Raw genomic sequence first — 12,900 nt, forward strand, 5'->3', positions numbered from 1 at the left:
TAGTGCTTAAAGACGCAGTACATTATTCTGTTGCCGCGAATGAACCTGTGCGGTTAGTCCAAGTGACTGACCCGCACCTTTTTGCCGATCCTCAGGGTCAGCTCTTAGGGGTTAATACTACTAATAGCCTTCAAGCCGTATTAAATACGTTTATGGCAACAAAATATCCAGCTGACTTGTTACTTGCAACAGGTGATATTAGCCAAGATTATTCGCCAGAGTCTTATCAACATTTTGTTGATAAAGTGGAGGCGCTGAATCTGCCATGCCATTATTTACCTGGTAATCATGATGACCCGCGTTTAATGGCGATTCGTATGCAGGGTGAGCATGTGTTTGGGCAACAGCTGATTGTGATTGGCGCGTGGATTATTTTAATGCTCGACTCTACCGTGCGTGGTAAACCCGGTGGATATATGGGTGAGCCACAATTTGCATTGATTGATGCTGCCATTAAAGCGTATCCCAATAAGCACGTATTATTAGTGATGCACCATAATCCTATTGTTATGGATTGTGCTTGGCTTGATCAACATTGCATGATGAATGGCGCTGACTTTTTGGCCCGAACCAGCCTTTATCCGCAAGTTAAAGGCGTGTTGTGGGGACATGTTCATCAACAGGTTGATAAGTTGCATACTGGGCCACATGGTGATATTCCATTAATGGCAACCCCATCTACATGTATTCAATTTAAGCCACTTTCACCTTATTTTGCCTTAGACCACCTGCAACCCGGTTATCGTTTGCTGGAGTTAGCTGGCGATGGTAGCATTCGTACTAACGTGTACCGTGTGCCTGGAAATCGATTTTCACCTGATAACGAGGCGAGTGGGTACTAATTTAACTGTCGTGTCTCGCGAGGAAATATGCTGCTTTACATACATGGTTTTAATAGTTCTCCGCAGTCGGATAAGGCCGTTCAAACCGCTCAGTATATAAAACAACATTATCCTCAAGTCGCGTTCCATCAACCGCAATTGCCCTCTTCGCCACATGCGGCAATGACACTATTATGTGAATTAACTGAACAGGCCAAAGCGCAAGGGCAGGCACTGCGTTTTATTGGTTCATCGTTAGGTGGCTATTTTGCAACGTATTTAGCCGAAACCTATGGCGGAAAGGCCGTTTTGGTTAATCCTGCGGTAAAACCCTTCGAATTATTTGAACAGTTTATCGGGCCTCAATATAATCCTTATACCAACGAGCATTATCAGGTCTTGCCACAACATCGAGATGATGTGGCTCAGTTTGATACGCAAGTGGTTCGATATCCAGATCGTTTTCTAGTGCTGTTGCAAACTGGCGACGAAGTGTTAGATTATCGGCAAGCATTACATAAGTACCACAGCTGCGAATTACATTTAGAGCCCGGCGGTGACCACAGTTTTGTCGGCTATGAACAACTATTAGACAAAATTTGTCGTTTTATTCAGCTGTAACGTTTTACATTATAAACAACGATCAATTTGAGCTAACTTTGGCTCCTTTTAACTCCAAATGTGTGGATTATGACCAACCAATATACTTCAGATGCTATTGAGGTCCTTAATGGACTTGACCCGGTAAAGCGCCGTCCTGGTATGTATACCGACACCACCAGACCAAACCATCTTGGGCAAGAAGTAATTGATAATAGTGTCGATGAAGCACTGGCTGGTCACGCAACTAAAATAGAAGTGATACTGCACGCCGATAATTCGTTAGAGGTCACGGATGATGGCCGTGGTATGCCTGTTGATATTCACCCAGAGGAAGGTATTCCCGGGGTAGAGCTTATTCTTACCAAGTTGCATGCTGGCGGTAAGTTTTCAAACAAAAATTATCAATTTTCGGGCGGTTTGCATGGCGTAGGTATTTCGGTGGTGAATGCCTTATCAACCCGAGTTGAGATTACCGTGCGCCGTGATGCACAAGTGTACGATATGGCGTTTGAAAATGGCTTTAAAGTTGAAGAACTGACCGTGACGGGGACATGTGGGCGCCGTAATACCGGTACTCGTGTGCATTTTTGGCCTGATGTTAGCTATTTTGATTCACCTAATTTTTCTGTAAGTAAGCTGATTTACCTATTACGTGCTAAAGCGGTATTGTGTCCTGGGTTGCGGATTAAATTTACCAATAAGCACACAAATGAAGTGCACGAATGGTTTTATGAAAGTGGCTTAACTGATTATCTTCAAGAAGCTGTTAAAGGCTCGATGATGCTGCCTGAAGAACCTTTTATTGGTAGTTTTAAAGGCGAGCTTGAAGCCGCAGACTGGGCTATAACCTGGTTACCAGAAGGCGGCGAAAGCCTCAATGAAAGTTATGTAAACCTTATTCCTACACCGCTAGGTGGTACTCATGTTAATGGCTTTAGGCAAGGTTTGCTTGAGTCAATGCGTGAGTTTTGTGAATTTCGTAACCTGATCCCTCGGGGAATTAAATTATCACCCGATGATATTTGGGATCGTGCTGCATTTATTTTGTCTATCAAAATGCAAGACCCGCAATTTGCCGGACAAACCAAAGAAAAACTCTCTAGTCGTCAAAGTTCTGCTTTTGTCTCTGGTATAGTGCGCGACGCGTTTTCGTTGTGGTTAAACTCAAATACTGAACTCGCCGAGCAATTGGCTGATATGTGTATTACTAATGCACAAAGACGCTTAAAAGCAGCCAAAAAAATAGCCCGTAAAAAAGTGGTTTCTGGTCCAGCTTTACCCGGTAAATTAACTGATTGCAGTGGCCAAGATCCAATGCGCGGCGAACTCTTTTTAGTGGAAGGTGACTCAGCGGGGGGCAGTGCAAAACAAGCGCGCGATCGTGAGTTTCAGGCAATTATGCCTCTGCGAGGTAAAATTTTAAATACCTGGGAAGTGGATGCATCACAAGTGTTGGGTTCGCAAGAGGTTCATAACATTTCAATTGCAATAGGTTGCGATCCCGACAGTGATGATATTTCTGAGCTACGTTACGGAAAAATTTGTATTTTAGCCGACGCAGACTCAGACGGTTTACACATTGCAACCTTGTTGTGTGCATTATTTTTAAAACATTATCGCGTACTGGTTGAAAAAGGCCATGTGTATATTGCCATGCCACCACTGTTTCGTATCGACATTGGCAAAGACGTTTATTATGCGTTAGACGAAGCAGAGAAAACCGGCATTTTAGATCGTTTAGTCGCTGAAAATAAAAAAGGCAAAGTACAAGTGACCCGATTTAAAGGGTTGGGTGAAATGAACCCATTACAACTGCGTGAAACGACGATGGATCCTAATACTCGTCGTCTTGTGCAGCTCACCATAGATGATGCCGAAGAAACGTTGTCGCTGATGGATATGCTTCTCGCTAAAAAGCGTGCCTCTGATCGAAAAGATTGGTTAGAAAGCAAAGGTGATTTAGCATTACTTTAACACGCAGTTAAATGCCAATAACGATATTAAGATAAGGCAATAGAGAATTAACATGCAGTATTTCAGACTTCGATCTTATTTCAAGTTGGGCAATCAATTTACCTTTCTAGGGATAATGCTTTTAGGCGTGTTTCCTGCATCAATTGCACTGGCATCCCAGTCGGTGATGATTACGGTCACTAAAGGTTTTGGGCTTAGTCTGTATGCATCGGACCTGGGTGATATTAAACAAATGACGCTGGGTGACAATGGCACCTTATTTGTTGGTTCACAAAAAAGCGGTACTATTTATGCGCTGGTAGACAGTGATCAAAATGGTCAAGTTGACAAGCGTTATCTCATTGCTCGAGGATTAGAATACCCAGAGGCATTAGCATTTCATGATGGTTCATTATATGTGACTGAAGAAGATCGTATTATTCGATTTGACGAAATAGAGTCTCGTTTACGTCGCCCTAGTCGAGCCCGTGAAGTGTATTCTAATTTGCCTAGTTTAGATAAAAAGCACTCGCGCTCAATGCGTTTTGGGCCCGATGGTCGCTTATATGTGTCTATTGGCTCACCTTGTAATGTATGCGAAGCTTCATCACCTTTTGGCAGTATTGTGGCGATTAATGTTGATACCGGCGCCAGCGAGCAGGTTGCATTCGGTTTACGCAGTGTGACCGGTTTTGACTGGTCTCCAGATAATAAAAAACTTTGGTTTGCAGACTTAGGCCGCAATTGGATGGGGGATAATATTCCTGCTGATGAAATTAACCGGATCGACGTTAAAGGCAGCCATTTTGGTTTTCCTTATTTGCATGGTCGTGACGTGGTAGAGCCTGCCTACGATAAGCCTAAAAACTTGAATGTGGTTGCGCCTGAGTTCGAATTACCTGCCCATGTAGCCCCTACAGGGTTAAGCTTTTACCGTGGAGAGCAATTTCCTGAACGTTACCAAAATAATCTTTTTGTGGCAGAAAATGGTTCATGGAATCGGTCGAGTAAAGTGGGTTATCAAATCGTCATGCTTGATGTAAAGAATGACAACATTAATCAACGTGAAACCGTGGTGAGTTTTTTAGATGGAGAGTTTCCCGTCGCCCGTCCGTTTGATGTTATCAATGCACCCGATGGGGCAATGTATATATCAGATGACTTAAAAGGTAATGTTTACCGCTTGTTTTATAACGCACCCGAACAATCACAGGAATCTAATTAAATGAGTGATTCGATTGAATTAAGCCTTGATGGCGTAGAGCAAATGCCCTTGAGGCGCTTTACCGAAGAGGCTTATTTAAATTATTCAATGTACGTCATTATGGACCGTGCCTTACCACACATTGGTGATGGCTTAAAACCGGTTCAGCGCCGTATTATTTATGCCATGAGCGAGCTGGGCCTTTCTGCGCAATCTAAACATAAAAAATCGGCCCGTACAGTCGGTGATGTATTGGGTAAATACCATCCTCATGGTGACAGTGCTTGTTATGAAGCCATGGTGCTTATGGCACAGCCTTTTTCATATCGTTATCCGCTGGTTGATGGCCAAGGTAACTGGGGTGCACCAGATGACCCTAAATCATTTGCGGCAATGCGTTATACCGAAGCCAGATTATCTAAGTTCTCTGAAGTTTTATTGTCTGAATTAGGCCAAGGTACCGTGGAGTGGGGCGCCAACTTTGACGGCACCATGAAAGAGCCTAAAACCTTACCCGCAAGACTGCCGCATATTTTACTTAACGGTATTACCGGTATTGCTGTGGGTATGGCAACAGATATTCCGCCTCATAACGCACGTGAATTAGTGTCTGCTTGTATTGAGCTTTTAGATAATCCCAAGGCAGAGCTTGAACGCTTAATGGAGTTTGTACCCGGCCCTGATTATCCAACTGAAGCCGAGATTATTACCCCAAAAGCTGATATTGCTAAGATTTATGAGAGTGGCAAAGGCTCAATTAAAATGCGCGCTGTATTTAGTGAAGAGCAGGGCGAAATTGTGATTACTGCTCTGCCGCACCAAGCCAGTAGTGGTAAAATTTTAGAACAAATAGCCAGCCAGATGCAGGCTAAAAAGTTGCCTATGGTATCTGATTTACGTGATGAGTCTGATCATGAAAACCCTGTTCGCTTAGTGATTGTGCCGCGTTCAAACCGCATTGACTGTGAACAGTTAATGACGCACTTGTTTGCGACTACCGATTTAGAGAAAAGTTATCGGATTAACTTAAACGTGCTGGGTTTAGACGGACGACCACAAGTTAAAGGCTTAAAAACCTTATTAACGGAATGGCTTGAGTACCGTGTCAGTACTGTGACTCGTCGTTTGCAATATCGTTTAGATAAAGTATTGGCAAGGTTACATATTTTAGAAGCGTTGATGATCGCGTTTTTAAATATTGATGAAGTAATTGAAATCATTCGCTTTCATGATGAGCCCAAAGCAGAGCTCATGGCACGCTTTAACTTGTCTGATAAGCAAGCTGAATCGATATTAGAATTAAAACTTCGCCATTTAGCCAAGCTTGAAGAATTTAAAATTAAGACAGAGCAAGACGAGTTAGCCGCTGAGCGTGACAAACTAGAGTTATTGTTAAGTTCTGATCGCCGCTTAAAAACCTTAGTAAAAAAAGAGTTACTTCAAGATGGTGAGACTTATGGTGATAACCGCCGTTCACCCATCATTGAACGCTTTGATGCAAAAGCCTTAACTGAGCAAGAACTCACTCCAACCGAATCGGTAACTGTTGTGTTATCTGATAAAGGCTGGGTTCGTTGTGCAAAAGGACATGATATCGATGCAGAAGGCTTATCTTATAAGTCAGGAGATAGCTTTTTATGTAGTGCAATGGGTAAAAGCAATCAAGCCGCTGTATTTATAGACTCCACAGGTCGTGCTTTTGCAACCGATAGCCATACACTTCCTTCAGCTAGAAGCCAAGGGGAGCCGATTACCACACGCTTTAATATGGCTCCTGGTGCGACCATGCAGCACGTGCTAATGGGCAGCGATGATCAATTTTTCTTGTTGGCGACCGATGCGGGTTATGGCTTTATTTGTGCTTATTCAGATATGGTTAGCCGGAACAAGGCAGGTAAAGCGTTATTGAGCTTGCCGACTAATGCGCTGGCATTGGCTCCTAAGCTTATTCATAAAGGCAGTGAACAGTCTTTGCTGGCCATTACCTCAGAAGGGCGCATGTTGATGTTTAGTGTCGATGCGTTACCTCAGTTATCTAAGGGTAAAGGTAATAAAATCATTGGCATTCCGACCGAGCGAGCTAAAAATCGCGAAGAGTTACTGTTGCATTTGAATGTTGTGCCGCACAATACTGCAGTTACCTTGTGGGCAGGCAAGCGCAAGCTAACCTTAAAACCAAGCGATTTAGAGCATTATCGTGGTGAGCGTGGGCGTCGTGGGGCTAAATTACCAAGAGGATTACAGCGTGTTGATAGTGTAGACGTTGAACCCTTGTTAGAAGATGGCTCGCAAGAGGATATGTTAAATACCGAAGAATAGGTTGTGTTTATCTTAGATAAACACAATTGAGTGTAATAATTAATGTTATGCCATAAAAAATGCAGCCCCTAGGAGCTGCATTTTTTTATGCGATACGGCTTATAAAAATTAAGCTACTTCATAAAAATTAGGTTCAAACTCAAGTTGTGTTTGAATAATTTCATTGGCCATGCGTGCGCATTTGCCACACTGGTTTGCTACGCCTAAACGTTTCTTTACATCTGCCAATGAACTGTCACCTAAGCTAACAGCTGCTTTGATTTGAGAATCGGTAATGGCATTACAAAGACAAACGTACATAAAGAAGCCTCATCACACAAAAAATCATAACTTAACAATGTAATCTAATTCTAAATGAAAACCGTTATCATTGGCAATTACTTTTTGTCATTATATTGATCATTTTTAATACGCTTTGATCTGCTTCTCATATTTTTTGATGTTGATACATGTCAGCAATGAGCTTGCATTAACCCGGCTAACCTTGTTCGAGAATATTACGATGTTAAGCAAGGGCAGAAGTACTTATACCAATTCCACTAATTATCTGGTCATTCAGCGGGAATTCTGTACATTCTAGGCAAGTAATAGGATTGTAGGCATAGTTACTCTCGGCAACTGCTCCTGCGTTGCTCTACCTCCTGCATCCATGCAGTCGTACGTCAAAATACTATTAAGCAGCATAGAAGGCACAGAAACCCGCCTTGCAGGAGGCGCTCAGACAGTCCATTTCTTTGTTGCATTGCCTTAGAAGGGAATAACCATTATTTCAACAATGCGCCTCAAACTGAACAGTCTGAGCGACTCTGATTGGTCACATAATTAATGGAAATGGTATTATGTCTGCAGTGAGTGGTTTTTACAGCGCGGGGGCGCACAACCATGGGCTTAGCTAATATAAATGGTAAGTGGGCGGCTTAGTGTCAGTCAAACCATATTTGTGTTTGAGCGGGCAGTGGTAATGCGGCGGTAGCAATCGCCTTGTCTGGGTAATTACTAAAAATACCATCAACCCCCATCATTTTTAATGCATGAATATCATCGCTGTTATCGACAGTATACACATATACCTTAGCTCCACGCTGATGAGCGTCATCGACTATGGCTTGGCTAACAAACGCAACATCAAGATGAAGGGAGTAAGCTGCTATATCGGTAACCACTTGGGCTAAATCTAAGGGAATACCGCCTAGTAGTGGAGCGACAAAAGCCTGAGGCAGTTGTTGCTTTACCTGAGCTATGTATAAATGATTAAACGATGAAATAAGCAAATGTTGTGGAGTAAAGTGCAGTTTTTCCAAAATGTGTGGGTACATAGCCACAAAAGGGGGAACACAACCGACACCTTTGAGTTCAATATTAACGATACAATCACCGCCCGTGAGGGTATCTAGGAGGATTAGTAATTCCCACAGGCTTGGGATCGGTTCGCCTGCTACAGTTATCTTGGCTAAATCAGCTTGAGTACTTAGGTGGATAAGGCCATGACCGCTCGATTTGCCTTCAAGGCGGCGATCGTGAAAAACCACTAACTCACCGGCGACACAGTGCACGTCGAGCTCGATGGCTTTCGCCCCTAACTCGATAGCCTTACTCATAGCTTTTAAGGTGTTTTCAGGTGCGTAGCCACTGGCACCACGATGAGCAAATACAAGCATTGCAACTCCTACTTAATTAGCCTTTAAATAGCCCTGTGGATTCTTTTTTACCCTGATTTAAATGCACTTCCATTTGAGGGTAAGCAAGTTCGACGTTATTTTCTTTTAGCTTTTTACTTATACGTTTGTGAAGATTATGCCGCAAGGGCCAGCGAGCAGACATGTCTTTAGCGTATGAGCGTACTTCATAGTCTTGAGTATGTGCACCAAAACCGGCAAACCAGACTTCGGGCTCAGGAATGGTTAGTGATAAATCACATTCACGTACAGCCTGGTGTAACAACATTTCTACTTTGGTTGGATCTGCATCGCGAGATACCGATACTTTGACAATGACGCGAGTAATGGGATCTGACAATGACCAGTTTACTAATTGTTCGGTAATAAAGGCTTTATTTGGCACAATGATCTCTTTGCGATCCCAGTCGACAATGGTGGTCGCGCGGATCTGAATTTTACTGACGGTACCAGTGAGATCTCTAATGGTCACTGTGTCACCGATGCGGATGGGTTTTTCAAATAAAATAATCAGACCAGAGATAAAGTTAGCAAAAATTTCTTGTAAACCAAAACCTAAACCGACCGAGAGTGCAGCCACTAACCACTGTAATTTAGACCACTCCATTCCCAATGTTGAAAACCCAAACAGCATGCCAAAAAACACCACTAGATAGCTACTAACAGTGGTAATAGCAAAACCCGTACCGGGTGATAAATCAAGGCGCTGCAATAGCATTAGCTCGAGTAATCCGGGTAGGTTTTTAGCAATAACGGCTGAAAAACCAACCAAAATAATACCAAATAGCACTGACTTTAAGGTAATTGGAACTTGCTGTTCAATGCCATTGAGAGTGCTGCTGGTGGTCCACAGTGTAATGCCATCTAAAAATGAAAATACAGCCGTATGAGTTTGCGCCAATATACCTAATAAGCTGGCAAAAAACGCTAAAATTAAAATTGATCTCACCAGCCCTAGAGATTGGCTAGAGATGGTTTCTAAATCAACGATGGGTTCTTCGTAGGTTTCAATTGGGTCATTATTCAGTTCACCTCTTTCACGTTGGGCTAGGCGTTCAGCACGTTTTGCTTTTGCTCGATCAAAAGCAATAAGGCGGCGTTCTATCAGCATCCACCGTTTAATTAATTGGTAAACCAGTAAAAATCCCAACCCTAAGAGCACGGAAATTTGTAACTGGAGTAAGAGTTGAAACGCAGTAAAGTAATAACCAATACAGGCTAATATAGCGCTAAATATCGGGGTGATAATCAGAGTAGCCCAAACTAATTTTTGCACAACGTCCAAGTTATTCGCATTGGGTTTACCTTTGCGATATTTATCCATTAACACCATGACATCTTTGTAGAGCATAAATAGCACAATACAAAATACAATAAATGCTCCACGGCCTAGGCTGTTACGTACCAGAGATGTGTCGAGTACTTCAGTAAACCCCATTAAGCCTATCAAAGGGGCTGAGATAGCAACAAACGATGCCATGGTTTTTTGTGCTTGTTGGACAATATCTTTTGGGCGTCTGAAATGACTGATTAAAATCCCTTTGTCGACGGTCAATAAATAGAAAAAACGGTAAATAAGGTAGCAAATGCCAATTGCCGTAATACCAGAGCCAAGCGCGTAAACCACATTTTGTTCGGAGCGCATAAAAATGACTCCGGCAATAATGACTGGTAATGGTTTTATCAAGGCATAAACCGTACTGATGATTAGTGTTTTGATGGTGTATTTGAATTTATCTTGGGTGACATTACCCACAAACACGGAGTAACGCCCAATGGCATGTTTAAATTTTGGCGTTAACATGTCTTGTGCCATTAAACAGCACAATAATAAAATGCCCCACCAGGCCCATAAGTCGCTTTGATTCGTCCATGCTTGTTGTATGGCTTTTAATTGGCTAGGTTGTACCAGCCATAAGCTGCTTTGAGTTAAATCGATTAGCCATAAAGCGCCAATTCTAGGCGCATTAGGCACCCAAAACAGGTGTTCATTAAGGGTGTTTTTTAGTGTGTGGTGTAACTGGATTAATTGCTCGTATCCAATGCGTAATTTGGCAAACTCGGCTAAGTATTGGTCGTATCCTTGTTGCAGTTGTTCTAGCAATACTTGTTGAGATTGCAGTAATTTTATTTGGGTTTCACTGTATTGTGATTGATTATCAAGTTGCTGTGCGTTTAATGCTTGTTGTTGTTCTAACTGATAACGTTTTAGTCTGGCATCAGCTAACTCTGTTTGCAGTTTATCTAGGCTTGGTGGTTTAGGTAACGATTGAAGCATTTGCAAAAAACGATCCCCAAAAGCGGAGTTCGTTTTAACCCAAGTGATTTGCTCAAGTACGTTAGACAATTGCGTATTTTGAGATTGGTATCGTTTTTCAATCCGTTGTTGGCGTTCGATAACCGAATTATGCTCACTGGTTAAGTTTTGTAATTGTTGGGCATATTGTTGGTTAGCTTTGCTCAGTTCTTGTGATAACGGATCGGCTAATTCTTGTTCATCAATTAAATTATTCGCTATTGTATCGGCGGTTTGTTGCTGACGAAACTCAATATTATGCTTGTTAATTAACTCAATAAAGCGTTCTTGCTGGCTTAATGATAGCCGATTAACCTGTTGCTGTAGTTGGGTTATTTCGAGCTGTTTGGGGTTAGCTAAACGCTCTGCTTGCAAGGTTGTAATGTGTTGAGCAAGTAATTCTGCTTGCAACATATTGCGTTTGCCAAGTGGCGTATCGGCTGGGGCTTGTTGAGTTTTATTGTGCTGGTTTAATGCGTTTTCGGCTTGGATAATCAAGTCAGGTAATTGGATTTGGCGTTGGGTAATTAATCTGAGTTGTTGGGTTAAATATGACTCAGTTTCTTTTAATTCAGAAAGGTGAAAATATGCCATAGACGCCTGCTGATCTAGATCGATATCGGCATCAAGTTCGAGAGTGGTTTGGGCATCACGCAATTGTTGGTTTAACGACCGTTTGGTTTCGCTGTGTGAACGCTCAATATTGTTGTATGTTTTTTGCTCAACTTTTAGCTCGTTAATACTGCTTTCGAGTTCAGTTATCTGTGTTTGAATATCAAATGCTTGATTGTTTGCTTGAGTATTAAGTCCAAGACGTTTGTCGAGTGTGACAGGCGTGTTTGCATAACCTGGCACCGACACGATGTTTGCAATAATAAAACACAGTAAAAAAGACGTTAAATGTAACATAATACTAGGCTCAAGTTGGAGTCTGGCAATGGTAACAAATTTACTAAAATATGTTCTATTTTTTTAGTGTTTTAAAGCGTCATAACCCATGGCTTTTGTTTGAAATTATATGAAATAAAGTCATGTTTAACCTCTAGGCTACAAGCTGCTAAAAAAGAAAGCCGTATCTTAACAAAATACGGCTTTATGACGTTCAGCGGACTTTAGGGCGGATTATGCCTGCGTTAATTTAGCAAATGCCTGTCCCATCCGTGTTGTCTCGCCAGGTTCTACGCCATCAGCAAATGTCTCAATTGCATCTTGAGCAAACAACATAACCACAGTACTTCCAAGTTTAAACCGGCCCATTTCAGCGCCTTTTTCTAAGGTAAGGGCTTCAGGTCCTGTGGTTGGGTAGTCCCAGCTAAATACCTGTTTGCCACCAGGTGGGGTCACTGTACCAGCCCAAATGGTTTCGATACTGGCAACAATGGTTGCACCTACAAGTACCATGGCAAGAGGGCCAGCTTGGGTTTCAAAAATGGCTACAACGCGCTCATTACGGGCGAACAATCCGGGAACATTTTGAGCGGTTAAGGGGTTTACAGAAAATAAATCTCCTGGAACGTAAGTCATCTTAGACAAGGTGCCAGTGATCGGCATATGAATACGGTGATAGTCTTTTGGAGCTAAATAGATCGTGGCAAAATCGCCACCATCAAAACGTGCCGCATCATCCTTATTACCGCCAAGCAAGGCTTCAGAAGTATAGCTGTGGCCTTTGGCCTGAAAGATATTGCCCGCTTCAATTGGACCGCATTGGCTAACTGCGCCATCGACTGGATGCGCCATAATATGTGCATCTTGGTTAATCGGGCGAAGTTCTGGCTTTAATGCACGAGTAAAAAAGTCATTAAAGGTTTTATACGTTTCAGGGGCTGGTTGTTTAGCTTCAGACATATCAATTTTATATTGTTTGATAAACCATTTAATGACAGCTGTGGTGATAAAGCCTGCCTGTGCGGCCGCAAATTTACCCACTAAACGTGATAAAAAGTGTTTTGGCAGCATATATTGCAAAGCAATTTTAATTGAGTCCAATGTGTTTCCCTTTGTTTTATCTTGTTGCATCATAGTGAT

The 12,900-nt window shown here is 42.3% G+C and carries 9 protein-coding genes; 5 read left to right on the plus strand and 4 right to left on the minus strand.

What is annotated here, in order from left to right:
• Positions 1-2 precede the first annotated feature (2 nt).
• The 5 genes from cpdA (at position 3) to parC (ending at position 6,900) form a co-directional block, all read left to right on the plus strand.
• Positions 3-842: a 3',5'-cyclic-AMP phosphodiesterase gene (gene cpdA / locus K8B83_RS05680; protein ID WP_188736422.1), complete on the plus strand. Its 840-nt coding sequence runs from the start codon at positions 3-5 to the stop codon at positions 840-842.
• 27 nt (positions 843-869) lie between these two features.
• Positions 870-1,442 carry a YqiA/YcfP family alpha/beta fold hydrolase gene (locus tag K8B83_RS05685; RefSeq protein ID WP_188736424.1) on the plus strand — a complete coding sequence of 191 codons (573 nt, stop codon included), beginning with the start codon at positions 870-872 and terminating at the stop codon, positions 1,440-1,442.
• A gap of 69 nt (positions 1,443-1,511) precedes the next feature.
• Positions 1,512-3,398, plus strand: a complete 1,887-nt coding sequence (gene parE, locus K8B83_RS05690; protein ID WP_188736426.1) for a DNA topoisomerase IV subunit B — start codon at positions 1,512-1,514, stop codon at positions 3,396-3,398.
• A 52-nt stretch (positions 3,399-3,450) separates the two neighbouring features.
• Positions 3,451-4,602, plus strand: coding sequence for a PQQ-dependent sugar dehydrogenase (locus K8B83_RS05695; RefSeq protein WP_188736428.1), 1,152 nt, complete (start codon positions 3,451-3,453; stop codon positions 4,600-4,602).
• A complete protein-coding gene (gene parC / locus K8B83_RS05700; protein WP_188736431.1) occupies positions 4,603-6,900 on the plus strand; it encodes a DNA topoisomerase IV subunit A in 2,298 nt (765 codons plus the stop codon). It abuts the gene before it with no gap.
• A gap of 108 nt (positions 6,901-7,008) precedes the next feature.
• Here parC and K8B83_RS05705 read toward each other — a convergent pair whose 3' ends face one another.
• From K8B83_RS05705 to asd, 4 genes are all read right to left on the minus strand, one after another.
• Positions 7,009-7,200 carry a bacterioferritin-associated ferredoxin gene (locus K8B83_RS05705; protein WP_188736433.1) on the minus strand — a complete coding sequence of 64 codons (192 nt, stop codon included), beginning with the start codon at positions 7,198-7,200 and terminating at the stop codon, positions 7,009-7,011.
• Between the two features lie 623 nt (positions 7,201-7,823).
• Positions 7,824-8,558 (minus strand): glycerophosphodiester phosphodiesterase, encoded by a 735-nt coding sequence (locus tag K8B83_RS05710; RefSeq protein ID WP_188736435.1) that lies wholly within the window; start codon positions 8,556-8,558, stop codon positions 7,824-7,826.
• 16 nt (positions 8,559-8,574) lie between these two features.
• Entirely contained in the window at positions 8,575-11,781 is a 3,207-nt protein-coding gene (locus tag K8B83_RS05715) for a mechanosensitive ion channel domain-containing protein (protein ID WP_188736438.1), read from the minus strand.
• 213 nt (positions 11,782-11,994) lie between these two features.
• Entirely contained in the window at positions 11,995-12,861 is an 867-nt protein-coding gene (gene asd, locus K8B83_RS05720; protein ID WP_188736521.1) for an archaetidylserine decarboxylase, read from the minus strand.
• Positions 12,862-12,900 lie beyond the last annotated feature (39 nt).

The organism is Shewanella inventionis (genome assembly GCF_019931735.1).
In the GTDB taxonomy this organism is placed as follows: Bacteria; Pseudomonadota; Gammaproteobacteria; order Enterobacterales; family Shewanellaceae; genus Shewanella; species Shewanella inventionis.

Bases quoted from the DNA above. Each gene is read 5' to 3' on its own strand.
- K8B83_RS05685 (WP_188736424.1), top strand. From the start codon at position 870: ATGCTGCTTTACATACATGGTTTTAATAGTTCTCCGCAGTCGGATAAG.
- parE (WP_188736426.1), top strand. From the start codon at position 1,512: ATGACCAACCAATATACTTCAGATGCTATTGAGGTCCTTAATGGACTT.
- K8B83_RS05695 (WP_188736428.1), top strand. From the start codon at position 3,451: ATGCAGTATTTCAGACTTCGATCTTATTTCAAGTTGGGCAATCAATTT.
- parC (WP_188736431.1), top strand. From the start codon at position 4,603: ATGAGTGATTCGATTGAATTAAGCCTTGATGGCGTAGAGCAAATGCCC.
- K8B83_RS05705 (WP_188736433.1), bottom strand. From the start codon at position 7,200: ATGTACGTTTGTCTTTGTAATGCCATTACCGATTCTCAAATCAAAGCA.
- K8B83_RS05710 (WP_188736435.1), bottom strand. From the start codon at position 8,558: ATGCTTGTATTTGCTCATCGTGGTGCCAGTGGCTACGCACCTGAAAAC.
- K8B83_RS05715 (WP_188736438.1), bottom strand. From the start codon at position 11,781: ATGTTACATTTAACGTCTTTTTTACTGTGTTTTATTATTGCAAACATC.